Source organism: Streptomyces sp. NBC_01506, assembly GCF_045040295.1.
Lineage (GTDB): Bacteria > Actinomycetota > Actinomycetes > Streptomycetales > Streptomycetaceae > Streptomyces.
On the sequence record NZ_CP109422.1, the window covers coordinates 5,855,315 to 5,879,245 of the forward strand.

Annotated in this window: 17 protein-coding genes and 1 tRNA gene; 8 read left to right on the forward strand and 10 right to left on the reverse strand. The window is 70.6% G+C overall.

Going from position 1 to position 23,931, the window contains the following annotated elements:
• Positions 1–50: 50 nt before the first annotated feature.
• Entirely contained in the window at positions 51–2,798 is a 2,748-nt protein-coding gene (gene ppc, locus OG329_RS26060; RefSeq protein ID WP_405798530.1) for a phosphoenolpyruvate carboxylase, read from the forward strand.
• A gap of 42 nt (positions 2,799–2,840) precedes the next feature.
• On the opposite strand, the gene OG329_RS26065 is transcribed toward ppc, so the two are convergent.
• The 7 genes from OG329_RS26065 to OG329_RS26095 all read right to left on the reverse strand — a co-directional run bounded on the left by OG329_RS26065 (position 2,841) and on the right by OG329_RS26095 (position 8,499).
• Complete coding sequence (locus tag OG329_RS26065) at positions 2,841–3,311, reverse strand: hypothetical protein (protein ID WP_405798532.1); 471 nt, start codon at positions 3,309–3,311, stop codon at positions 2,841–2,843.
• A gap of 75 nt (positions 3,312–3,386) precedes the next feature.
• Positions 3,387–3,983, reverse strand: a complete 597-nt coding sequence (pth, locus tag OG329_RS26070) for an aminoacyl-tRNA hydrolase (RefSeq protein ID WP_078076916.1) — start codon at positions 3,981–3,983, stop codon at positions 3,387–3,389.
• A gap of 94 nt (positions 3,984–4,077) precedes the next feature.
• Complete coding sequence (locus OG329_RS26075) at positions 4,078–4,668, reverse strand: 50S ribosomal protein L25/general stress protein Ctc (RefSeq protein ID WP_405798534.1); 591 nt, start codon at positions 4,666–4,668, stop codon at positions 4,078–4,080.
• Positions 4,669–4,878: 210 nt separating this feature from the next.
• Positions 4,879–5,856, reverse strand: a complete 978-nt coding sequence (locus OG329_RS26080; RefSeq protein WP_405798535.1) for a ribose-phosphate diphosphokinase — start codon at positions 5,854–5,856, stop codon at positions 4,879–4,881.
• A 110-nt stretch (positions 5,857–5,966) separates the two neighbouring features.
• Positions 5,967–7,415, reverse strand: coding sequence for a bifunctional UDP-N-acetylglucosamine diphosphorylase/glucosamine-1-phosphate N-acetyltransferase GlmU (gene glmU / locus OG329_RS26085; protein ID WP_405798537.1), 1,449 nt, complete (start codon positions 7,413–7,415; stop codon positions 5,967–5,969).
• A 134-nt stretch (positions 7,416–7,549) separates the two neighbouring features.
• Positions 7,550–7,622: transfer RNA gene (locus OG329_RS26090), tRNA-Gln, on the reverse strand.
• 7 nt (positions 7,623–7,629) lie between these two features.
• Positions 7,630–8,499, reverse strand: coding sequence for a hypothetical protein (locus OG329_RS26095; protein ID WP_405798539.1), 870 nt, complete (start codon positions 8,497–8,499; stop codon positions 7,630–7,632).
• A gap of 157 nt (positions 8,500–8,656) precedes the next feature.
• Here OG329_RS26095 and OG329_RS26100 point away from each other — a divergent pair, with 157 nt between their 5' ends.
• Positions 8,657–9,988: a sensor histidine kinase gene (locus OG329_RS26100; RefSeq protein WP_405798541.1), complete on the forward strand. Its 1,332-nt coding sequence runs from the start codon at positions 8,657–8,659 to the stop codon at positions 9,986–9,988.
• 14 nt (positions 9,989–10,002) lie between these two features.
• Here the strand turns inward: OG329_RS26100 and OG329_RS26105 are convergent, their stop codons facing one another.
• The gene (locus tag OG329_RS26105) at positions 10,003–10,491 is read right to left on the reverse strand and encodes an SUKH-3 domain-containing protein (protein ID WP_405798542.1); all 489 of its coding nucleotides are present in this window, start codon (positions 10,489–10,491) and stop codon (positions 10,003–10,005) included.
• Positions 10,492–10,498: 7 nt separating this feature from the next.
• Complete coding sequence (locus OG329_RS26110) at positions 10,499–10,960, reverse strand: YwqJ-related putative deaminase (RefSeq protein ID WP_405802015.1); 462 nt, start codon at positions 10,958–10,960, stop codon at positions 10,499–10,501.
• 462 nt (positions 10,961–11,422) lie between these two features.
• Here OG329_RS26110 and OG329_RS26115 point away from each other — a divergent pair, with 462 nt between their 5' ends.
• The 3 genes from OG329_RS26115 to OG329_RS26125 all read left to right on the forward strand — a co-directional run bounded on the left by OG329_RS26115 (position 11,423) and on the right by OG329_RS26125 (position 16,068).
• Positions 11,423–12,400 (forward strand): SMI1/KNR4 family protein, encoded by a 978-nt coding sequence (locus tag OG329_RS26115; RefSeq protein ID WP_405798544.1) that lies wholly within the window; start codon positions 11,423–11,425, stop codon positions 12,398–12,400.
• Between the two features lie 5 nt (positions 12,401–12,405).
• Entirely contained in the window at positions 12,406–14,874 is a 2,469-nt protein-coding gene (locus tag OG329_RS26120) for an SUKH-4 family immunity protein (RefSeq protein ID WP_405798546.1), read from the forward strand.
• A gap of 282 nt (positions 14,875–15,156) precedes the next feature.
• The gene (locus OG329_RS26125) at positions 15,157–16,068 is read left to right on the forward strand and encodes a cellulose-binding protein (protein WP_405798548.1); all 912 of its coding nucleotides are present in this window, start codon (positions 15,157–15,159) and stop codon (positions 16,066–16,068) included.
• A 33-nt stretch (positions 16,069–16,101) separates the two neighbouring features.
• On the opposite strand, the gene OG329_RS26130 is transcribed toward OG329_RS26125, so the two are convergent.
• Positions 16,102–17,742 carry an MFS transporter gene (locus tag OG329_RS26130; RefSeq protein ID WP_405802017.1) on the reverse strand — a complete coding sequence of 547 codons (1,641 nt, stop codon included), beginning with the start codon at positions 17,740–17,742 and terminating at the stop codon, positions 16,102–16,104.
• 560 nt (positions 17,743–18,302) lie between these two features.
• On the opposite strand from OG329_RS26130, the gene OG329_RS26135 reads away from it, so the two are divergent.
• The 3 genes from OG329_RS26135 (at position 18,303) to OG329_RS26145 (ending at position 23,930) form a co-directional block, all read left to right on the forward strand.
• Entirely contained in the window at positions 18,303–19,091 is a 789-nt protein-coding gene (locus OG329_RS26135; RefSeq protein ID WP_405798549.1) for an ABC transporter ATP-binding protein, read from the forward strand.
• Positions 19,088–21,664 carry an ABC transporter permease gene (locus tag OG329_RS26140; protein ID WP_405798551.1) on the forward strand — a complete coding sequence of 859 codons (2,577 nt, stop codon included), beginning with the start codon at positions 19,088–19,090 and terminating at the stop codon, positions 21,662–21,664. Before OG329_RS26135 ends, OG329_RS26140 begins: the two co-directional genes overlap by 4 nt.
• Before the next feature lie 463 nt (positions 21,665–22,127).
• The gene (locus tag OG329_RS26145; RefSeq protein ID WP_405798553.1) at positions 22,128–23,930 is read left to right on the forward strand and encodes a BTAD domain-containing putative transcriptional regulator; all 1,803 of its coding nucleotides are present in this window, start codon (positions 22,128–22,130) and stop codon (positions 23,928–23,930) included.
• Position 23,931 lies beyond the last annotated feature (1 nt).

The window sequence follows — 23,931 nt, forward strand, 5'->3', positions numbered from 1 at the left end:
CCAGAACCTTCTCCTCCCGACGTGCTCAAACACTGCAAGGAGCCGCACCTGTGAGCAGTGCCGACCAGACCCCGACCGCCGAGGGCACCTCGACCGCCAACGTCGAGCTGCGCTCCGACATCCGCCGGCTCGGCGACCTCCTGGGCGAAACCCTCGTACGCCAGGAGGGCCCCGAACTCCTCGATCTCGTCGAGCGTGTCCGGGCCCTCACCCGCGAGGACGGCGAGGCAGCCGCCGCGCTGCTCGGCGACACCGACCTGGAGACCGCCGCGAAGCTCGTCCGCGCCTTCTCCACCTACTTCCACCTCGCCAACGTCACCGAGCAGGTCCACCGGGGCCGCGAGATGCGCGCGCGCCGGGAGGCCGAGGGCGGGCTCCTCGCCCGTACCGCCGACCGCCTCAAGGACGCCGACCCCGACCATCTGCGCGCCACGGTCAAGAACCTCAGCGTCCGCCCCGTCTTCACCGCCCACCCCACCGAAGCCGCGCGCCGCTCCGTACTGAACAAGCTCCGCCGCATCGCCGAACTCCTCGAACTGCCCGTCATCGCCGCCGACCGGCGCCGCCACGACCTGCGGCTCGCCGAGTCCATCGACCTCATCTGGCAGACCGACGAGCTGCGTGTCGTACGGCCCGAGCCCGCCGACGAGGCCCGCAACGCCATCTACTACCTGGACGAGCTGCACGCCGAAGCAGTCGGCGACGTCCTCGAAGACCTCGTCGCCGAACTCGAACGCGTCGGCGTCGAACTGCCCCCCGGCACCCGCCCCCTCAGCTTCGGCACCTGGATCGGCGGCGACCGCGACGGCAACCCGAACGTCACCCCCGCCGTCACCTGGGAAGTGCTGATCCTCCAGCACGAACACGGCATCACCGACGCGCTCGAACTCATCGACCAACTGCGCGGCCAGCTCTCCAACTCCATCCGGTACGCCGGCGCCACCCAGGAACTCCTGGACTCGCTCGCCACCGACCTGGACCGGCTCCCCGAGATCAGCCCCCGCTACAAGCGCCTCAACGCCGAGGAGCCGTACCGCCTCAAGGCCACCTGCATCCGGCAGAAGCTCGTCAACACCCGCGAACGCCTCGCCAAGGGCACCCCGCACAACGCGGGCCGCGACTACCTCGGCACCGCGCAACTGCTGGAAGACCTCACCCTCATCCAGACCTCCCTGCGCGCCCACCGCGGCGGACTGTTCGCCGACGGCCGCATGGACCGCACCATCCGCACCCTCGCCGCGTTCGGGCTCCAGCTCGCCACCATGGACGTACGCGAACACGCGGACGCCCACCACCACGCGCTCGGCCAGCTTTTCGACCGCCTCGGCGAAGAGTCCTGGCGGTACGCGGACATGCCGCGCGAATACCGGCAGAAGCTGCTCGCCAAGGAGCTGCGCTCGCGCCGCCCGCTCGCCCCCACCCCCGCGCCCCTGGACGCCGCAGGCGAGAAGACCCTCGGTGTCTTCCACACCGTCAAGCAGGCGTTCGAACGCTTCGGGTCCGAAGTCATCGAGTCCTACATCATCTCGATGTGCCAGGGCGCCGACGACGTCTTCGCCGCCGCCGTCCTCGCCCGCGAAGCGGGACTCCTCGACCTGCACTCCGGCTGGGCGAAGATCGGCATCGTGCCGCTCCTGGAGACCACCGACGAGCTGCGCGCCGCCGACATCATCCTTGACGAGATGCTGGCCGACCCCTCCTACCGAAGGCTCGTCTCGCTGCGCGGCGACGTCCAGGAGGTCATGCTCGGCTACTCCGACTCGTCCAAGTTCGGCGGCATCACCACCAGCCAGTGGGAGATCCACCGCGCCCAGCGCCGGCTCCGCGACGTCGCCCACCGCTACGGCGTCCGGCTGCGGCTGTTCCACGGCCGCGGCGGCACCGTCGGCCGCGGCGGCGGCCCCTCGCACGACGCGATCCTCGCGCAGCCCTGGGGCACCCTGGAGGGCGAGATCAAGGTGACCGAGCAGGGTGAGGTCATCTCCGACAAGTACCTGATCCCCGCCCTCGCCAGGGAGAACCTGGAACTGACCGTCGCCGCCACCCTCCAGGCATCCGCCCTGCACACCGCGCCCCGCCAGTCCGACGAGGCGCTGGCGCGCTGGGACGCCGCCATGGACACCGTGTCGGACGCGGCCCACCACGCGTACCGCGAGCTGGTCGAGGACCCGGACCTGCCCGCGTACTTCTTCGCCGCGACCCCCGTCGACCAGCTCGCCGATCTGCACCTCGGCTCACGCCCCTCCCGGCGCCCGGACTCCGGCGCCGGACTCGACGGGCTGCGCGCCATCCCGTGGGTCTTCGGCTGGACGCAGTCCCGGCAGATCGTCCCCGGCTGGTACGGGGTCGGCTCCGGCCTCAAGGCGCTGCGCGAATCGGGTCTCGACCCGGTCCTGGACGAGATGCACGAACACTGGCACTTCTTCCAGAACTTCCTGTCCAACGTCGAGATGACCCTCGCCAAGACCGATCTGCGGATCGCCAGGCACTACGTCGACACCCTCGTGCCCGACGAGCTGAAGCACGTCTTCACCGCCATCGAGGCCGAGCACGCGCTCACCGTGCAGGAAGTCCTGCGGATCACCGGCAACGAGAAGCTGCTCGGCTCCAACCCGGTGCTGCGCCAGACGTTCGCCATCCGCGACGCCTACCTCGACCCGATCTCCTACCTCCAGGTCTCGCTGCTCGCGCGCCAGCGCGCCGCGGCGGCCCGGCAGGAGGCACCGGACCCGCTGCTCGCGCGGGCGCTGCTGCTGACGGTCAACGGGGTGGCGGCGGGACTGCGCAACACAGGCTGAGTCAAGGGGCCGGGGTGCCGCCGTCCGGCGCCCCGGCCCACGTCAGAGGGCGAAGAACGCCGCCGCGAGCAGCAGCGCGCCCGCCAGGGCCGTACCCCACGCCGTACGCGTCAGCCGCATCCCCCCGCCGACCACCGGCGCCGCCAGCAGCAGCGCACCGCCCAGCGGCACCCACGCGAGCAGCGCGCCGGACGAGCCCGCGCGGACCAGTTCGCCGGTGCCGGGCTTGAGCACCACGTCGTACTCCCGGCCCTTCTTCACCGCCACCGAGCGCTCTATGGGCGTTCCCGCGCGCGGCCCGGGAGTCCCCTCGGGGTCGTACGTGCCCGTACACGCCGTATCGCCGCACTCGGTGACCGACAACGTGCCGTGCTCGCGTCCTTTGGAGAGCAGCACATGCTGCGCCGTACCCCAGGACGTCCAGAAACCCGCGACGAGCAACAGCCCGGCGACACACGCCATCACGGTGCGACGGCCGACCGAGAGGGCGCGTTGGGACGAGCTCGGCTTCATGGACCGCGATCCTTGGGCATCCGGACGCGGTCGGTCAACTTGTGGCCGAAAATTGGTCGTTGTTGTCGGGGGTGGTCAGGAGTTGTACGCGCTCTGCGCGCGCTCCAGCCCTTCCGTCACCAGACACTCCACGGCGTCGGCCGCGCGGTCCACGAGGAAGTCCAGCTCCTTGCGCTCCACGGACGAGAAGTCCTTCAGTACGAAGTCGGCCACCTGCATCCGCCCCGGCGGCCGGCCGATCCCGAACCGGACCCGGTGGTAGTCGGGGCCCATCGACTTGGTCATCGACTTCAGACCGTTGTGACCGTTGTCGCCGCCGCCCAGCTTCAGCCGCAGCGTGCCGTAGTCGATGTCCAACTCGTCATGGATCGCCACGATGTTGGCCGTCGGCACCTTGTAGAAGTCCCGCAGCCCGGCGACCGGCCCCCCGGACAGATTCATGAACGACAGCGGCTTCGCCAGCACCACCCGCCGGCTGCCAGGACCCATCGGTCCCACCCGGCCCTCCAAGACCTGCGCCTGGGCCTTCTGCGCGCGCTTGAACGAGCCGCCGATCCGGCCCGCGAGGAGATCGGCCACCATGAAACCCACGTTGTGGCGGTTGGCCGCGTAACCCGGGCCGGGATTGCCCAGGCCCACGATCAGCCACGGGGCGGTGACATCGGTCGTCATCTGCGCCGCGTCTCCTCTCGGTAAGAAGGAACGGGGTGGCGGGCAGCGGCCCGCCACCCCGTCGGGCAAGCGTTTGTCAGGATCCGGCCGGGGCTCAGGCCTCGGCGGCGGCCTCGTCGGCCGCGTCCTCGGCAGTCGGCTCCTCCGCCTGCGCGGCCAGGACCTGGATGACGACCGCGTCCTCGTCGGTCACCAGCGTGGTGCCCTCGGGCAGCGGGACGTCCTTGGCGAGGATGGAGGCACCGGCCTCCAGGCCCTCCACGGAGACCGTGACGGACTCGGGGATGTGCGTGGCCTCGGCCTCGACGGTCAGGGTGCTCAGCACGTTCTCCAGGAGGAACGGACCCGGGGCCAGCTCGCCCTCGGTGTGCACCGCGACCTCGACCGTGACCTTCTCGCCGAGCTTCACCGCGAGCAGGTCGACGTGCTTGATGAAGCCCTTGAGCGCGTCACGCTGGACGGCCTTGGGGATCACCAGCTCCTTGCGGCCCTCGATGTCGATGCTCAGCAGGGCGTTGGCGGTCTTGAGCGCCATCATCAGGTCGTGGCCCGGCAGGGACACGTGGACGGGGTCGGCGCCGTGACCGTAGATGACCGCGGGAACCTTGTTCTCACGACGGGTACGGCGGGCGGCGCCCTTGCCGAACTCGGACCGGACCTCAGCGGTGATCTTGACCTCAGCCATGACTGCACTCCTCGTAGGTGACACGTAGACGCATTGGTGACGACGGGACTTCTGGTCACCCGGCCACGACATACGGCCTGCTACGAAGAGCGCGTCGATAACGGACGGCCGCGAATGAAAGCGGCCTCCCTCGCCGAGCAACTCCGTGAGTCTACCCGGCGGGGAGGCCGCCCCAGAAATCGATCTTCAAAGCCTATGAGCTGTGCCTGTCTAAGCCTGCTCGTCGAAGAGGCTCGTCACCGAACCGTCCTCGAACACCTCACGCACCGCGCGCGCGATCGTCGGCGCGATCGACAGCACCGTGATCTTGTCCATCTCCAGATTGCCCGGATCCGGCAGGGTGTCCGTGAAGATGAACTCGCTCACCTTCGAATTCTTCAGCCGGTCAGCCGCCGGACCCGACAGCACCCCGTGCGTCGCCGTCACGATGACATCCTCGGCACCGTGCGCGAACAGCGCGTCCGCGGCGGCGCAGATCGTGCCACCCGTGTCGATCATGTCGTCCACCAGGACACAGACCCGGCCCTCGACATTGCCCACGACCTCATGGACCGTCACCTCGTTGGCGACGTCCTTGTCGCGGCGCTTGTGCACGATCGCCAGCGGCGCGTCCAGCCGGTCGCACCAGCGGTCCGCCACCCGTACCCGGCCGGCGTCCGGCGAGACCACCGTCAGCTTCGAGCGGTCGACCTTCGTCGCCACGTAGTCCGCCAGGATCGGCAGCGCGAACAGATGGTCCACCGGACCGTCGAAGAAGCCCTGGATCTGGTCCGTGTGGAGGTCCACGGTCAGAATGCGGTGCGCGCCCGCCGTCTTCATCAGGTCCGCGACCAGACGGGCCGAAATCGGCTCCCGCCCACGGTGCTTCTTGTCCTGCCGGGCGTATCCGTAGAAGGGAACGATCACGGTGATGCTCCGGGCCGAAGCCCGCTTCAGAGCATCGATCATGATCAACTGCTCCATGATCCACTTATTGATCGGAGCGGTGTGGCTCTGGATCAGAAAACAGTCCGCGCCACGGGCCGACTCCTGATAGCGCACGTAGATCTCGCCGTTGGCGAAATCGAAAGCCTTGGTCGGCACTATCCCGACACCCAGCGTGTGGGCGACCGCCTCGGCCAGCTCGGGGTGGGCGCGGCCGGAAAAGAGCATCAGCTTCTTCTCGCCGGTCGTCTTGATCCCGGTCACAGCACAGTCTCCTCAGACGTGTTGATTGCCGCTGCACCCGCGCGTCCCTGCGAGCCAGCCGAACGTGAGCATCTATCACGGTACGCGCTGCACGAGGCGCCTGTTTCCGGTCAGCTTTCGAGCGCCAGCTCCTCGGCCGCGGCGGCGGCGGCCTGCGCGGCGGCGCTGCCCGGTCGCTTACGAGCCACCCAACCCTCGATATTCCGCTGCTGGCCCCGCGCGACGGCCAGCGAACCCGACGGGACATCCTTCGTGATGACCGACCCCGCGGCGGTGTAAGCACCGTCCCCGACAGTGACAGGCGCCACAAACATGTTGTCCGAACCCGTCCGGCAGTGTGAGCCGATCGTCGTGTGGTGCTTCGACTCACCGTCGTAGTTCACGAACACGCTCGCCGCGCCGATGTTGGTCTGCTCACCGATCGTCGCGTCACCCACGTAACTCAGATGCGGCACCTTCGAACCGTCGCCGATCGTCGCCTTCTTCATCTCCACGAACGACCCGGCCTTCGACTTCACGCCGAGCTTCGTGCCCGGACGCAGATACGCGAACGGGCCCACCGAGGCCGAATCGCCCACCTCCGCGCCGATGGCCACCGAGTTGTCCACCCGGGCGCCCACGCCCACCCTCGTGTCCGTCAGACGCGAGTTGGGACCGACCTCGGCGCCCTCCGACAGATGCGTCGCACCGAGCAACTGCGTGCCCGGGTGCACGATCGCGTCCGGCTCGTACGTCACCGTCACATCCATCAGCACCGAGCCGGGATCCACCACGGTCACACCGGCGGCCATCGCCCGCCTCAACAGCCGCTCGTTCAGCAGCCGGCGCGCCTCGGCGAGCTGAACACGGTCGTTGATGCCCAGGATTTCGCGGTGATCGTCCGCCACCGAGGCGCCGACGCGGTGCCCCGCCGTCCTCAAGATGCCGAGGACATCGGTCAGATACTCCTCGCCCTGGCTGTTGTCCTTACGGACCTTGCCGAGCGCGTCCGCGAGCAGACGTCCGTCGAAGGCGAACACCCCCGAGTTGATCTCCCGCACCGCACGCTGCTCGTCCGTCGCGTCCTTGTGCTCCACGATCCCGGTGACGGCACCGCTCGCCTCGTCCCGCACGATCCGCCCGTAGCCGGTCGCGTCCGGCACCTCGGCGGTCAGCACGGTGACGGCGTTGCCGTCCTTCTCGTGCCGCGCGGCGAGCGCGGCGAGCGTCGCCCCGGACAGCAGCGGGGTGTCGCCGCACACGACGACGACGGTCCCGTCGGGGGCCTGCCCCAGCTCCTCCACGGCCATCCGCACGGCGTGCCCGGTGCCGTTCCGCTCGGCCTGGACGGCGGTACGCACCCCGTCGTACGAGACGGCCAGATGCCCCTCGACCAGCTCCCGCGCGTGCCCGACGACGACGACGAGATGCTCCGGCCGAAGCTCCCGCGCGGCGGAGACGACATGACCGACGAGCGAACGCCCGCAGATCTCGTGCAGAACCTTGGGGGTCTTCGACTTCATGCGGGTGCCCTCACCCGCTGCGAGGACGACGACGGCGGCCGGGCGATTGGCGCTCACGGGATTGCCCTTCGGCTTCGGATGCTTGGCGTGACGGACATCCGCAGGATACCGGGGGGTTTCGGAACGGAAACGAAGGCGGGTCCTGACCGGAGAGGTCAGGACCCGTACTGTGCAGTTCCGCAACTGTGCAGCTCCGCCGCTAGGACTCGAACCTAGACCGAACATCTCCAAAGGATGCCGTGCTGCCGATTACACTACGGCGGACCGCGCCTCAGGAGCCGGAGAGATCCCGGCTCGAAACGCTGGCATCTACTATGCCGCACCACCACCCCTCGACGCGACGGTAAAGATCAGCGCTCTGCTGCACTTCGACGACCAGGCAGCCGCGATAAGCCTCGCCCGTGTTCTTGCGGACGGTCTTCGGGTTGTGCTTCTTGAGCGTCGTCCTGCCGAAGCTCTCGACACTTGTCTGGACGAGGTCGGCCCAGTAGTTTTCCGCCTCTCGGACATGCGCGTTCTCGTGAATCAGCACGTGGTACTTGTGCTGCTGTCTCGGGACTTCGAGCAGGTCCAGCCAAGCCACGAAGATCCTGATCATTCCTGGGTCGCTGTTCACGAAGGCCACGCGTTCGCGCCGGGCGTAGGGCTTGTCCTTCGTTCCTTCAGCCCAGTACAGACCCACGCCCAGCAGGAACAGCTCGCGGTCGGACATCGCGCCGATGCTCCCGGCGGCCGTGCGTTTCGTCTCCTGGCGCTCCCGTTCGCGCCGCTGAAGCGTTGCCTCCCACCCGCGCTTGGCGATCGCCGATGCCTCCTCGCGCGTGCGCTTCGGCGGCTTCGGCAGATCCCGCACCCATAACGAGATCGAACTTTTCGAGCATCCCAGTTCCAGCTCGATCTGGTCGTACGTGAGGCCCTGGAGCCGCAGCTCCCGCGCCTTGGCCCGCAGGTCGTCCTTCGCGTTCGGGCGTTTCGTCCATTCCGGGGCCGGTTCGCCGTCCAGGAGGCGGTTCAGGATGTCGTTGTTCTGGACCTGGATCCGGTCGCGGATCTGGCGGCGGCTCAGACCCTCCCGCCGCAGTGCCACCGCCTGCTCGCGAAGTCCTTCGAAGTCGGCATATTTGCCGTTCAAGTTCGTCATGCAGAAAATCATCGTCCGGAATGCGGACGTCCGGCTCGAATGTGTGGTCGGTTCGCCGGATCGTGTGATCGACGGCCGTTCCGCTGGTGCGGGGCCCGTTCCCGTGCTGATCGCACTCGCCGGAAATTGAGTCGCGCACGCCCGTAGGCTGGACGGCATGACCACAACGGGGGCACACGAGGAGGCCGCGGGTTTGACCACCCGTGGCTTCTGGTGGTGGAGGCGGCGGCGCAGCGTCGTGCTGGATGTGGGGCTGGCCGCGGTGTCCGCCCTGGAGTGCGCGTTCGAGGGGATCCGGTTCGCGGGCACCGCCCAGTTGCCGGTGGGTCTCGGGGTCGTTTTCGGGGTGTTGGTCGGGTCCGTGCTGCTGGTGCGGCGGCAGTGGCCGATGGCCGTCGTGCTCGTCTCCGTCGCCGTCACACCGGCCGAGATGGGCATGCTGCTCGGGATCGTCGGGCTGTACACGCTCGCCGCCTCCGACGCGCCGCGCCGCATCATCGGCGCGCTCGCCGGGATGTCGCTCGTGGGGACGCTCATCGTCGCCTTCGTACGGACGCGGCAGGACGTCGGCGGCGCGGATCTGGAATCCGCGCGGTGGTACATCCCGCTGATCGCCGTCTTCATGGCGCTGAGCATCTCGTTGCCGCCCGTGCTCCTCGGCCTCTACGTAGGAGCCAGGCGCCGGCTGATGGAGAGCCTGCGCGAGCGCGCGGACAGTCTGGAGCAGGAGCTGTCGCTGCTCGCCGACCGGGCCGAGCAGCGGGCGGAGTGGGCTCGTACGGAGGAGCGGACGCGGATCGCGCGCGAGATGCACGACGTGGTGGCGCACCGGGTGAGTCTGATGGTGGTGCACGCGGCGGCCTTGCAGGCGGTGGCGTTGAAGGATCCGCAGAAGGCGGTGAAGAACGCCGCGCTGGTGGGTGACATGGGGCGGCAGGCGCTGACGGAGCTGCGCGAGATGCTGGGTGTGCTGCGCGCGGGGGAGCAGCAGGCGGCCCGTAAGGCGGGCGACAGAGTCTTGGGGACGGCGACGGTGCCGCTGGCCTCGGTGGGTGTGGCCGCGGCTGCTGCCGCTGCCGCGGCGGCGGAGGACGGCCCCGGTATGGAGGACATCGAGGCGCTGGTGGGCCAGTCGCGGGACGCGGGGATGGTGGTGGAGCTGACGGTGCAGGGGGCGTCGCGGGTCTACGCGCCGGAGGTGGAGCAGACCGCGTACCGGGTGGTGCAGGAGGCGTTGACGAATGTGCACAAGCACGCGGCGGGCTCGAAGGTGAGGGTGCGCCTCGCGCACCGGGAGGCCGAGATAGCGATGCAGGTGGAGAACGGGCCGTCGTACGGTGCCGCCGACGCCGGGCTGCCCAGCGGCGGGAACGGGCTGGTGGGGATGCGTGAGCGGGTGCTGGCGCTGGGCGGGGTGTTCGTGTCGGGGGAGACGGACGCGGGGGGTTTTAGGGTGTCGGCGGTGCTGCCGCACCGGGACGCCGCGTAGGTCCTGTCCGGCGCTCAGTCGGACGTGAGCCGCTGGGGCTGTGTTCCGGTCACCAGTGCCGCGAGCGCGTGGTCGATGTGCGGGCCGAGGTACCAGTCGCCGGTGTGGTCGATGGAGTAGACGCGCCCCGTCGCGTCGACGGCGAGGACGGCCTGGCCGTCGCCTTCCTCGCCGATGGGGCTGATCTCGGTGTCCAGGGAGCGCCCGAGGTCCCCGAGGGTGCGGGCGAGATGGATGCCGGCCAGCGGGTCGAACCGTACGGTCGCGGGGGCGATCTGCCGCCCCGGTCCGGGCCCGGTCACGGTCAGTCCGCCGAACTCCGCCCAGATCTCGACGACGGCCGCGAACACGGCGTGCACGTGCCCTGCCGGGGTGATGTGGGCGCGCAGCGTGTCCGCCCACTCCTCGGCCTGCCGCATGTCCCAGCGGCCCGGCTGCCAGCCGGCCTCGCGCAGGGCCACATCGACGGCGACGGGGAAGCGGGTGGTGGTGAGGTCGGGCACGGGGTGGTCAGCCGTTCTGCGTCGGGTCGACGGGGCGTACGCCGAACTGGGCGAGCATCGCCGTACAGGAGCGGCAGGGCGGCGCGTAACTGCCGTGGAGCGGGTCACCGTCCTCGCGGATACGGCGTGCGGTGAGTTTGCCGTGCTTGAGGGAGCGGCGGGCCTCGCTGTGGGTGAGGGGCTTGCGCTGGGCGCGTTTGGAGCGGGCGCCGTCGACGGCGGTCAGATGCCGGGACAGCAGGATGGCTTCGGGGCAGCGGCCGGTGAATCGTTCACGCTGGCCGCTGGTGAGGGTGTCCAGGAAGTCCTGTACGAGGGGATGCAGGGCGGGCGGCTGGTCGGCCTTGCCCGCGGTGCACGTGAGATTTTCGCCACGCACGGAGAGCGCGGCGGCGACGGCGGGCAGGATTCCGTCGCGGCGCCGGCGCAGCGGCGGCGGGCGGTTCGGTTCGGTGCTGCTCCAGCTCAGGCGCGGGTCTCCGGAGGTCTCGCCGGTCCGGTCCGTGGTCGCGGTGGGCCCGTGCTCGTGCTCGTGTCCGTGCTCGTGCCCGTGTCCGTGCTCGTGCCCGGTCCCGGCGGTGTCCGTGGCGAGGCGCCCCGACACCGCACCCGATCGGTCCGGTGAGCCGAGGCGTGGATCTCCCGATGTGTCCTGTTGTGCTGTGTGCAAAGCGTTGTCCCTCCCTACGCAATCCCCACGTAATCCCCCGAGTTGCGGGTGACAGCCTGCCAAATGTGACACGTGATGGGGAAGCCGGGGCGGCTTGGGGGCGTGGCGTCGGCACTGCGTGACCTGCGGTGACCGGTTGTCACCGGCACCCGAACGGGTGCCGTGGAGGGGGCCGGCGGCGGAGCGGAAGGACGGCGTCCCCCATTGCTTCACCGCATAGGCTGTGTCGAACCAGTCAGAAGCCAGCAGGGGGCATCCGCCATGACGACAGGTCGGCTCGGGCAGCAAGCCGCGCCACCGAATGCGGCTTACGCCGGGCAGGTCGTGCTTTTCCCGGACCCGGTCCGGGCCTCCCGCCACCCCAGGGGTGTGCCGGTGGACGGCAACGGCTTCCCGGACTTCTCGCCGTACGCGCGAGCCGCCGCCGAGATCGCCGAGCCCCCCGAGGGCTTCGGAGTCGACGAACTGCGGCTCACGGACTATGTGTCGGCCAACGCCGCGCTGCACGCCGACGGCCACGAACTGTGGGACACCATCCCCGCCGTGGCGACTCCGCACGGCTGGACCTGGCACCACGCGCCGAGTTCGCGCCGGCTGCTGCTGGTGCCGGTGGAGGTCAAGGCGCTGCTGCGCCACCACGGCGGTCTCGTGACGACGCCGGTGGACCACGGCAAGCGCGGGACGCGTCCTCTTCAGGAGACGCGGCCGGTGCACTTCGGACTGCCGAAGGGCTCGGTGTCGGTGACCGAGCAGCAGTTGCTCGGTGTGGAGGAGGACCTCGGCTACCGGCTGCCCGGCGCGTACCGCTCGTTCCTCAAGGCGGCGGGCGGCTGCGCCCCGGTGGGCGCGGCGCTGGACGCGGAGTTGGGGCTGCTGGTGGACCAGCCGTTCTTCACGGTGCGTGAAGAGGCGGCGGTCAACGACCTGTTGTACGTCAACAAGTGTCTGCGGGACCATCTGACGAAGGACTATCTGGGCGTCGCCTTCGTCCAGGGCGGCATCCTCGCGGTGAAGGTGCGGGGCGAGTCGGCCGGTTCGGTGTGGTTCTGCGCGTACGACGACGCGCGCGACCGGGACGGCTGGAGCGTGCAGGAGCGGGTGGAGCGCCTGTTGCTGCCCTGCGGTGCGGACTTCGACGCCTTCCTTATGAGGTTGGCGGGCAATCCGCCGGAGCTGGACACGGTGGCGAACCTGATGGTGGACGGCGGCTTCGCCCGCGCCGTCCCGGTGGAGGGATGAGCGCGATGGTGACATTCGCTCAGGCGCAGGAACGCGCGGACGAGTGGGTCAACGGCGACGTGCCCGCGTATCAGCACCGTGAGGTGCGGGTGCGGGAGTTCGAGCTGGGGTTCGTGGTGTGGGCGGAGGACCGGGCGGAGGGTCCGAGGTCGGACGGCGGGCTCCAGCGGCTGGTGATCGCGCGGGACAGCGGTGAGGCGACGCTGTGGCCGGGGCTGCCGGTGGGTGAGGTGATCCGGCGGTACGAGGAGGAGTACGGGTCGCAGGCGCAGGTCCCGGAGCCGGCGCGGGCGCCGCAGCGTATCGATCTGAATCAGACGTCTTTCCTGCTGACGCCGCCGGAGTGGTTGCAGGACGCGGCGGACAGGATGGGTACTTCGGGGTCGGGGGCGCGGTCGGGTTCGGGTTCGGCGGCGGCGTCTTCGTCGTCGGGTGCGGGTGCGGGTGCGGGCTCGGGTTCCGGTGCGGGGGCGTCTTCGTCGGCGCCCTCGGTCTCGGCGTCGCAGAGCAGCAGTTCGCCGTGGCCCGACGCCGATCGCAGCGGGGATCACGGACCCGCGTCGTCGGGCGCCGCTCCGGCCGGGGCGACGCCCTGGGCCGGTACGGACACCAACGCCGCCGGTGAGGATGTTTCGGTGGGGCTTCCGGCGACGGTCTTCGCGCCGCCGCTGTCGGGCGCGGACGACGACGACACACCGCCGCCCGGTCTGGCGGCCGAGGCGCCGACCGCGCTGATGTCGGGCGGCAGCCATCTGCCGCGCACGTCGCTGGCCCCGAGTCTCGGCTCGGCGCCTCCGAGCCAGGGCGGGCCGGGTGTGCCCGGTCCCGGGTCCGGTGCCGGGTCCGGTGCCGCCGACATCGCCGACGCGGCGACGAGCAAGGCGACGGCGCAGCCGCGCGGTACGCGCGGCGGCGGGCCGTCGGCTCCGCCGCCGCCCGGTGCCCCGGGCGTGCCCGGAGTCCCCGCCCCGCCCGGTCCCCCGGGCGTGCCTGGTGCCCGGCCGCAGGAACCGATGCCGTCAGGGCCGGGTACGCCCGGCGCTCCGGGCGGTGGTTACCAGCCGACGCAGCTCGCCCCGCACGTCGGTCCGGGCGGCCCGCAGCCGCCGGGGCCTCCCGGTGCGCCGGGTGCGCCCGGTACGCCGCCGCCCGGTGGTGTGCACCACGCGGCGACGATGTTCGCGGATTCGAGTCAGGGCGGCCAGTCTCCGCCTCCGGGTGGCCCCCGGCCGCCGGGCCCGCCCGGCGCTCCCGGTCAGCCCGGTGCTCCGGGGATGCCGCCGGGCCCGCCAGTACCTCCCGGTCCTCCCGGTCCTCCCGGTCCTCCCGGTCCGCCTGGTACGCCGCCGCCCGGCGGTGTGCACCACGCGGCGACGATGCTGGCCGGCCCCGGTGCCGTACCGGGTCCGCCGCCGGGAACCCCCGGCCCGCCCGGCCCTCCCGGTGCGCCTCCCGGCGCCCCTCCGGGCTCGTACGGCTATCCGCAGCAGCCCACCGGCATGCCCACGGTCGGCCCCGGCTACCAGGCCGTGCTGCGCTACCGCGCGCCCGACGGCTCCGAGGCCCAGCTCATCCGCCGCTCGGCGCCCGGCACCCCTCATCCGGAGTGGCAGATCCTGCACGAACTGCGCGCCATGAACGTGCCGCCGCAGCAGGTGCTCGAACTCCACACCGAGCTGGAGTCCTGCGAGCTGCCCGGTGGTTACTGCGCGCGGATGATCCGCGAGACCTGGCCGCAGGTGCGGATCACCAGCGTCGCCCCGTACGGCAGGGACCACTCCAGCCGTCAGCAGGGGATGCGGCATCTGATCACCCACCAGGGCGAGTTGCACCAGGTCGCGGACGGTCCCGCGCGGCCGGCACCCGTACGCGCTCCGCTGCCGCAGGTGCCGCCCGCGCAGCCGCTGCCGCCGGAGGCGATCGCGCAGGAGCTGGCGGGCGCGTTCGGCCCGCAGGGCATCTGCCGGTTCGACCAGCGGGCGGTGTCCCGGCAGGGCGTACCGGAAGCCGTGGCGCGCACGCTCGTGTGGGCGGGGCTGCCGGCCGACTTCGGCCCGTTCTTCTGGGCGCAGCCCCCGCAGCCGGTGGTGCCGACGCTGGCCGAGCTGGCCACGCAGCGGCAGGTGCAGCCGGCGGCGGACGCGGGCTCGTATCTGGTGATGGGCAGCGACTTCGGCCGGGCGATCTGTGTCCAGTACGGCACGGCGCACATCATGGCCGTGTCGGTCGAGACGGGTCCTGGCGGTCAGACGATCCCGCCGCAGTTCGTGAACACCGGGCTGCCGGAGTTCACTCGCTCGATGGCGCTGCTGGGCCGCATGTGGCGGCTGCGTTTCGGTCTCAATCCGGAGCAGGCGGGCCGCTGGACGGTCGATTTCCAGGCGCAGCTCGCCACGATCGATCCGGCGGCGCTGTCGTCGCCGGAGAGCTGGTGGTCGGTGCTGCTGGAGCAGATGTGGGACGGGCTGCTCTGACCGTACGGAGCTGATCCGGCGGTGCTGATCGGGCGGTGAGATCCGCCACGTACGTCCCTGTGTACGACCCCGCGCGAGGCGCCCCCGTGGACCACGGTGGGCGCCTTCGCCGTCGTGGCACCGGGGTCGGGCGATGGCTTGAACGCGTCGGCCGCGTCATCGGTACGGAAGCGGCGTCGGGCGACCGGCGTCAAATGCCGCATCCTTGAGCAGGATGGACGGGTGGGGCGTTTCGTAAGGGCGCCTCTTCTCGTCACCGTAGGTCGGAGAGAGGCTTCACGAATGGCTGCTGCACGGGCATCGGCTCACGGCTTCGACCCCGCCCGGGGCCGTGGTTACAGCCCCGAGCAGGTCGACCGGCGGGTCACGGAGCTGTCGAGGGACCGGGAGGACGCCCAGGGGCAGGAGCTGCGGCTCGCGGGCCTGGCCGAGCGGCTGGAGGCGCAGGTGGAGCTGCTGCGCCGGCAGGTCGAGGCGCTGCCGCCGCAGACGTACGACTCCTTGGGAGAGCGCGCCCAGAAGATCCTGGCTCTCGCCGCCGAGGAGGCGGACGCGGCGCGTGCGACCGCGCGGGAGGACGTGCAGGCGCTGTACGACGAGGCGGGTGACGCGGCCCGCCGCACGCGCGAGGCGGCCCGCGCGCACGCGGAGGCGGTCACGGCCGACGCGGACGGGTACGCGACGCGGACGGTGGAGGGCGCGCAGGGCGCGGCCGACGAGTGGCGTACGGCCGCGCGCCGGGACGCCGAGGAGGTACGGGGCGCGGCGCTGGCCCGGTTCGACGAGATCCGGCAGCGTACGGAGGCGTTGCTCACCGGTCTTGCGCAGGAGCACGCGGAGCGACTGGCCGCGACGACACGGGAGTTCGCCGGACGTGAGGCGCAGGCGCAGGAGCGCCAGACGGAGCTGGCGACCCGCTCGGACGCCCGACTCGCGGACGCGAAGCGTGCTTTCGCGGAGGCGGAGGAGAACGCCCGGCATATTCAGGAGAACGCGACGGCGCGCGCGGAGGAGCTGATCGCGCTGGCACGGGCGGCCCAGGAGCGGACCGTACGGGAGACGGAGCGGATCCTGCGGGAGCACACCGAGATCCGCGAGGACGTGCAGGCACGGATGACGCATGTCCGTAACAGCCTGGCGGCGCTGACGGGCCGGGCGCCCGTGGACGCGGAGGTCGGCACCTCGGGCGAGTGATTCCCCGGCTGTCGACGCTCCTCTTCAGGAGGCTCAGGAGGCGTCCGTCGCGGGGTCGGTGACCGGGCAGGGCTGAGGGGCCGGTTTCGGGTCCGGGGTGGGATTCGGGGTGGGGTCCGGGGCCGGGTCCTGGTGGACGGGGAAGCGGCGCGGTGCCACGAACAGGAGCACCAGCAGGCACAGGGCGGCGGCTCCGGCCGCCCCCAGGAAGACGGAGTCGACCGCCGAGTCGACCGCGCGGCGCAGGAAGTCGGCCGCGCGGGCGGTGAGGGCCGCCGGGTCGTCCAGGGCGTGTGCCACGGAGTCGAGGTCGCGCGGGAGACCGGTGCTGGGCGCGTCGGAGAGCTTGTTGGTGAGGATGCCGTTGGCCAGCGCTCCGAAGAGGGCGGCGCCCACGCTCTGGCCGAGCTGGCGGCAGAAGAGGATCGACGCGGTGGCCGTGCCGCGCTCCGACCAGCCGACCGTCCCCTGTACGGCGATGATCAGCGGGAGTTGGAACAGCCCGAGCGCCGCGCCGAGCAGCAGCATCAGCAGCGCGGGCTGCCACGCCTGGCCGGGGAAGGGCAGCAGGGGGAAGGCCAGCAGGATCAGCAGGGCGAAGGTCATGCCGGTGATCGCGGTGCGGCGGAAGCCGACGCGGTTGTAGACGCGGTCGGACAGGGCCGCGCTTATCGGCCAGGTCAGGGTCATCGCGGAGAGGACGAACCCGGCGGCTATCGGGCCGAGGCCGAGGACGGACTGGGCGTACGTCGGCAGGAAGACCGTCGGGGCGATCATCAGCAGCCCGAGCGCGCCGAGCGCGAGGTTGACGGCGGCGATGGGGCGGCGGCGCCAGACCCAGCCGGGGATGATCGGTTCGGCCGCGCGCCGTTCGACGAGGAAGGTCACGACGGCGAGCAGCGCGCTGCCGGCGAGAAGCGCGATCGAGGGCGCGGAGAGCCAGGGCCAGGCGACACCGCCCTGGACGAGGGCGGTGACCAGGAGCGTGCCGGTGGCGAAGACGGCGAGCGCGCCCGCCCAGTCGATACGGGGCCGGGGGCGGGGCCCGGTCCGGGGCGGTATTCGGAGTCGTTCTCGGACTCGTATTCGGGGCCGTTTTCGGAGCCGTGATCCGGGCCGGTCGCCGGTCGCGGGGCGGGGACCTTGCTTCGTACGGCCTGGTTCGTGGAGGTGGCGCCCGACGAGGTAGAGCGCGAGCGCGCCCACCGGCAGGTTGATCACGAAGATCCAGCGCCAGTCGGCGTATCCCGCGAGCAGTCCGCCGAGCGCGGGGCCCGCGATGGAGGACGTGGCCCAGACGGTGGAGAGCTTGGCCTGGATCTTGGGGCGTTCCTTGAGGGGGTAGAGGTCGGCGGCGATGGTCTGCACCGTGCCCTGGATCGCGCCGCCGCCGAGGCCCTGGACGACCCGGAAGGCGATCAGGGACCCCATGTTCCACGCGGTGGCGCACAGGACCGAGCCGATGAGGAAGATGATGATGCCCGCGATCAGCACGGGCTTGCGGCCGAAGGTGTCGGAGAGCTTTCCGTACACGGGGAGAGTGACTGTCGCGGCGAGCAGATAGCCGGAGAACAGCCAGGAGAAGACGGAGAAACCGCCGAGGTCCCCGACGATCTGCGGGACGGCGGTGGACAGGATCGTGCCGTCGAGCGCGGCCAGTGCCATGCCGAGCATCAGGGCGGCGACGACGGGACCGCGGCGCTCGGGTACGGCGGTGGCGGTCACAGGATCCCTTCCCCATGCGGGTATGTCCCTGGGACACCATCTCACTTGACCCTCTCGTCGCGGCAGGGCGCAGTCTTCGTTCCTCGGGGGGACCCTCAGGGCCGCTCCATCTGAGGGTGGAGAGCCCTTAGGTGGTTCTCCCTACTTACGCCCAGGGACGGTTCGTCCCACTGGAGGAGGAGAAGGGGGGTGCCGGTTCCTTAAGTTGGTCTTACACCGCGGGGGGCCGGTCGGGGGGCCGGGCGGTGAGGGGGGATCTGGCCCGAGGGGGGGGCTACCACCCGTAAATCCTGAGGAAAACCCCAGGAGAAGTCTGAGATTTTCCCCAGCGCGCCGCAGGGCGTCGGACGAGCAGAATCGAATCAACGCAGGCAGGACCGCCCGCCGCACGACGATCGGGTGCGCGACAGAACGTCGCGCACCACATCGCACCACCACACCAGCACACGGCGCGGGGCGCGCTCCGCGCCTCAACACGCCGGATTATCAACTGACTTAGGAGATTTACGGTGACAACGGCTATGACCATCCCCAGGCACGGGGGCACGGGAGGGCGTTTGGCCGTCGCCGCGCGAGCGCGACAGGTCGTCAAGGCGTACGGGTCGGGGGAGACCCGGATCGTCGCGCTCGACCATGTCGATGTGGACATCGACCGCGGGCAGTTCACCGCGATCATGGGTCCCTCGGGCTCCGGCAAGTCGACGCTGATGCACTGCCTCGCCGGGCTCGACACCGTGACCTCGGGGGAGATCTACCTCGACGAGACCGAGATCACGAAGCTCAAGGACAAGAAGCTCACGCAACTGCGCAGGGACCGGATCGGCTTCATCTTCCAGGCGTACAACCTGCTGCCGACGCTCAACGCCTTGGAGAACATCACGCTGCCCATGGACATAGCGGGCCGCAAGCCCGACCGGCAGTGGCTGCGGCGGGTCGTGGAGACGGTCGGTCTGGCCGAACGGCTCAAGCACCGCCCCACCCAGTTGTCCGGCGGTCAGCAGCAGCGTGTGGCCGTCGCCCGCGCGCTCGCCGCCCAGCCCGAGATCATCTTCGGCGACGAGCCGACCGGAAGCCTGGACTCGCGGGCCGGCGCCGAGGTGCTGAACTTCCTGCGCAAGTCCGTGGACGAGCTGGGGCAGACCATGGTGATGGTCACGCACGACCCGGTCGCCGCCTCGTACGCGGACCGGGTGCTGTATCTCGCCGACGGCCGGATCGTGGACGAGATGCGCAGCCCGACCGCCGACCAGGTCCTGGACCGTATGAAGAACTTCGACGCCCGGGGGCGGACGTCGTGACTGTGGTCAAGACCTCCGTGCGCAACTTCCTCGCGCACAAGGGCCGCATGGCGCTCTCCGCCGTCGCCGTCCTGCTGTCGGTGGCGTTCGTCTCGGGGACGCTCGTCTTCACCGACACCATGAACACCACGTTCGACAAGCTGTTCGCCTCGACGTCGTCCGACGTCACCGTCAGCCCCAAGGACGCGGCGGCGCCCGACGATTCGCCGTCCGGGACCGGCAAGCCCGAGTCGCTGCCCGCCTCCGTCGTCGGACGCGTCGAGAAGTCACCGGGCGTGAAGTCCGCCGAGGGCGCGGTCAGCAGCATGAGCGTCACGGTCGTCAACTCGGAGAACGAGAACGTGGGAGCGTCCTCCGGCGCCCCGACGATCGCGGGCAACTGGACGGACAACGACCTCAAGTCGATGGAGATCACCTCCGGGCACGCCCCGCGCGGTCCCACCGAGGTCATGATCGACGCGGACACCGCGGACAAGCACGACCTGAAGATCGGTGACGAGCTGCGCACCATCGTGGTCACGGGCGACCTCAACGCGAAGATCGTCGGTATCGCCACCTTCAAGGTGACCAACCCGGGCGCCGCCATCGTCTACTTCGACACCGAGACCGCCCAGCGTGGACTCCTCGGCGAGACCGGTCTGTTCACACAGGTCAACGTCGTCGCCGACAACGGGGTGAGCGACGACCAGGTCAAGGCCGACCTGGCGGGATCGCTCGGGGGCACGTACAAGCTCCAGACGCAGAAGGAAGCGGCGGACGCGAACCGGGACAGCATGGGTTCGTTCCTCGACGTGATGAAGTACGCGATGCTCGGCTTCGCCGGGATCGCCTTCCTCGTCGGCATCTTCCTCATCGTCAACACCTTCTCCATGCTGGTCGCCCAGCGGACCCGGGAGATCGGCCTGATGCGGGCCATCGGGTCCAGCCGTAAGCAGGTCAACCGCTCGGTGCTGCTGGAAGCGGTCCTGCTCGGGATCGTCGGCTCCGTCGCCGGTGTCGCCGCGGGCGTCGGACTGGCCGTGGGCCTGATGGAACTGATGTCGTCCATGGGCATGGAGCTGTCCACCAACGACCTGACCGTCAAGTGGACGACACCCGCGATCGGGCTGGCGCTCGGTGTCATCGTCACCGTCCTCGCCGCCTACATACCGGCCCGCAGGGCCGGGAAGATCTCGCCGGTGGCGGCGCTGCGTGACGCCGGTACGCCGGCCGACGGCCGCGCCGGACGCATCCGGGGCGCGATCGGCCTGCTCCTGACCGCCGGTGGTGCCGCCGCGCTGCTCGTGTCCACGGGGGCGGACAAGGCGAGCGAGGGCTCGCTGTATCTCGGTGTGGGCGTGGTGTTCACGCTCATCGGCTTCGTCGTCATCGGCCCGCTGCTCGCCGGCTTCTTCGTCCGGGTGCTGAGCGCCGTGGTGCTGCGGATCTTCGGCCCGGTCGGCCGGATGGCCGAGCGCAACGCGCTGCGCAACCCACGGCGCACGGGAGCCACCGGCGCGGCCCTGATGATCGGTCTGGCCCTGGTGGCGTGTCTGTCGGTCGTCGGCTCGTCGATGGTCGCCTCGGCGACGGACGAGCTGGACAAGACGGTCGGCGCGGACTTCATCATCGAGTCCGGCACCGGTCAGCCGATCGTGCCGCAGGCCCAGGCGGCGCTGGAGAAGGCACCGGACATCGCGCACATCACCGAGTACAAGTCGATCGAGACCAAGCTGACCACGCCCGACGGAAAGACCGTCAGCGAGGACCTGTCGGCGGCCGACTCGACGTACGCGCAGGATCTGCGCCGCGAGACCGTCGCGGGCAAGCTGACCGACGCGTACGGCAAGGACTCGATGTCCGTCGGCGACACCTACGCCAAGGAACACGGCGTCAAGGTCGGGGACGAGATAACGGTCGCGTTCAAGGGCGGCGAGAACGCCAAGTTGAAGGTGGCCGCGATCACGTCGGACGACGTGGCGGTGGACAAGGGCGCCAAGTACATCTCCACAGCGACGGCCGAGCGGTATCTGCCGGCGGAGAAGGTGCCGGGGAACGTGATCATGTTCGCGGCGGCCGAGGACGGTAAGGAGAAGGAGGCGTACGCGGCGCTCAAGGACTCGCTCGCGGCGTACCCGCAGTACAAGGTGCAGGACCAGACGGACTTCAAGCAGGACTTGAAGGACCAGATCGGCCAACTGCTCAACATCGTCTACGGTCTGCTCGGACTCGCGATCATCGTCGCGGTGCTGGGAGTGGTGAACACCCTCGCGCTGTCGGTCGTGGAGCGGACCAGGGAGATCGGACTGCTGCGGGCCATCGGCCTGTCGCGCCGTCAACTGCGCCGCATGATCCGGCTGGAGTCGGTGGTCATCGCCCTCTTCGGAGCCCTGCTCGGCCTCGGTCTGGGCATGGGCTGGGGCACGGCGGCCCAGAAGCTCCTCGCCCTGGAGGGGCTGGGGGTCCTGGAGATCCCGTGGCCGACCATCACCGGGGTGTTCGTGGCCTCGGCCTTCGTGGGACTGTTCGCCGCGCTCGTCCCGGCCTTCCGGGCCGGCCGCATGAACGTCCTGAACGCGATCGCCACGGACTAGGTCCGGCCGGTAGTCGGCCAACGTAGGTTTTCGGCTCCGGTGGGCGTCCTCAACGTCCACTGGAGCCGATTTCGTTCTCGCAGGTCACAGCGGTGATGACAACAAGCTGCGCGCGTAGATGCAGCAAGCTGACACGCCCCGGCCCCCCATTTCGAGACACCCGCTGTCATCGTCGTCCCACCGGAAGCGATCCGGTCCGACGGAAATGATTCAACAGGGGGAATTGTGCTCGGTCTACCGCACTGCAACTCCAAGAAGATCACGGCCCGTTCGCGCACCGCTCGCACCGCTGGCACTGCTCGCACCGCTCACACCGCCTGCACCGCACGTACCGCCCTCGCTCTTGGTCTCTGTACGGCAGCGCTGACCCTGTCCGCGGGGACCGCCTTCGCATCCGCTCCGGCCGGCGGCGAGGTCGTGATCACAGGCAAGCTTGTCAACGGCTGGGACTGAGGCGTAGCCGGTGCGGTTTCAGCTCCTCGGGCCGCTCAGCATCACGGACGGCCCCGACACCGTCGTCCTCCAGCCGTCCAAACCCACCATCCTTCTCGCCTCACTGCTCCTGCACGCCAACACGGTCGTCTCCGCCGACTACTTGCAGCGGACCATGTGGGGCGAGGAGCAGCCCGCCACCTCGCGGGCCGCGCTCCAGACGTGCGTCCTTCGGCTGCGCCGGCTGTTCACCAAGCACGGGGTGACCGAGACCCCGATCGAGGCCGTGCCCGGTGGCTACCGGATCACGGCCGGGCCCCGGCATCTCGATCTGATCGGCTTCCGGGAGGAGATACGGCGCGCCGCCGACATCGCCGACCCGGAGAGCGAACTGCACGTGCTCAAAGGGGCGTTGTCGCTGTGGGAGGGCTCCGTCCTGGCCAACGTCCGCTCCGACGTACTGCACCGCGACGAAGTCCCCCGGCTCGTCGAGGAGCGCCTGCGGACCCTGGAACGCGCCTGCGACCTCAAGCTGCTGCTCGGCCGCTGCGGTGAGGCGCTGGTGGAGCTGTGGAGCGCCAGCAGGGCCCACCCCGGACATGAGCGGTTCCGCGAACAGCTCATCGAGGCGCTGTACCGCACGGGCCGACAGACCGAGGCGCTGGCCGAGTACCGGATGGTGAAGGAGTATCTGCACGACGAGTTGGGGGTGGACCCCTCGCCCGCGCTGCGCAAACTGGAGCTGGCCATCCTGCGCGGCGAGGACCTGGGGCCCGCCGACGACCGCCACCCCGCAGGGCCGGCGTACGCCTCCGCCTCCGGTGGCGAGCGCCGGCCCACCGCGCCAGCCGTGCCCGCCGTGCCGCGCTCGCCCATGGTGGGACCGGTCGCGCCCGTCCACTCCTTCACCGGGCGCGCGGCCGAGACCGCCGCCCTGCTGGAGCGGCTGACCGCGCCCGGTCCGGAACCCGTCACCCTCCTGGTGTCGGGGGCGCCCGGTATCGGCAAGACCGCGCTGGCCCGCCATCTCGCCCACCAGGTCAAGGACGCCTTCCCCGCGGGCCTGTTCATGGTGCGGATGGTCGGCCCGGACGGTACGCCACGCACCCCCGAGGACGCGGCGGCCGAGGTGGCCGCCGCCCTGCGCGACCAAGCGCGCGGCGAGCGTGCCCTGCTGGTGCTGGACGACGTGGTCGACGCCGACCAGGTCAGGCCGCTGCTGCCGGCCGGCGCGGACGGCGCGGCGATCGTCACCAGCCGGCGCGGTCTCGCCGGTCTCGTCGCCACCCATGGCGGCTGGGTGCTGCGCCTGGGCACCTTCGCCGAGGAGGAGTCGTACGCGCTGCTGCTCGCCGTCCTCGGCGCCGAACGCGTCGAGGCGGAGCCGGAGGCGGCCCAGCGGCTCGCCGCTGCCTGCGGCCACCACCCGCTCGCCCTGCGCATCATGTCGGCCCGGCTGCTCACCCGGCCGGCGCTGCGGCTGGCCGACTCCGTCAGTTGGCTGGCGGAGGACCCGCTGGCCCGGCTCTCGCTCGCCGACTCGCCCGAACTGTCGGTGCACCGTGTGCTGGGCGGGGCGCTCGACCGGCTCGATCCGCGACTGGTCGACGCGTTCCTGAAGGTCGCCGCGCAGATCCCGGACCACTTCACGGCCGAGGACGGCGTACGCGTGCTCGGAATGTCCCCCGTCGAGGCGGACGACGTGCTGGACCGGCTCGCCGACGCCGGACTGCTGGAAGAGGGGCCGCCCGGCCCGTACCGGGTGCACGAACTGCTGCGTGTGTACGCGCGTAGAACCGCGCCGTTTCGATCCCGACCCATACAGAAGGTGTGAA

Coding starts and splice junctions, on each gene's coding strand:
- OG329_RS26065 (WP_405798532.1), bottom strand. CDS start 3,311: ATGAAGCCGAGCTCGTCCCAACGCGCCCTCTCGGTCGGCCGTCGCACC.
- pth (WP_078076916.1), bottom strand. CDS start 3,983: ATGACGACCGATGTCACCGCCCCGTGGCTGATCGTGGGCCTGGGCAAT.
- OG329_RS26075 (WP_405798534.1), bottom strand. CDS start 4,668: ATGGCTGAGGTCAAGATCACCGCTGAGGTCCGGTCCGAGTTCGGCAAG.
- OG329_RS26095 (WP_405798539.1), bottom strand. CDS start 8,499: ATGACGAACTTGAACGGCAAATATGCCGACTTCGAAGGACTTCGCGAG.
- OG329_RS26100 (WP_405798541.1), top strand. CDS start 8,657: ATGACCACAACGGGGGCACACGAGGAGGCCGCGGGTTTGACCACCCGT.
- OG329_RS26115 (WP_405798544.1), top strand. CDS start 11,423: ATGACGACAGGTCGGCTCGGGCAGCAAGCCGCGCCACCGAATGCGGCT.
- OG329_RS26120 (WP_405798546.1), top strand. CDS start 12,406: ATGGTGACATTCGCTCAGGCGCAGGAACGCGCGGACGAGTGGGTCAAC.
- OG329_RS26125 (WP_405798548.1), top strand. CDS start 15,157: ATGGCTGCTGCACGGGCATCGGCTCACGGCTTCGACCCCGCCCGGGGC.
- OG329_RS26130 (WP_405802017.1), bottom strand. CDS start 17,742: ATGCTCGGCATGGCACTGGCCGCGCTCGACGGCACGATCCTGTCCACC.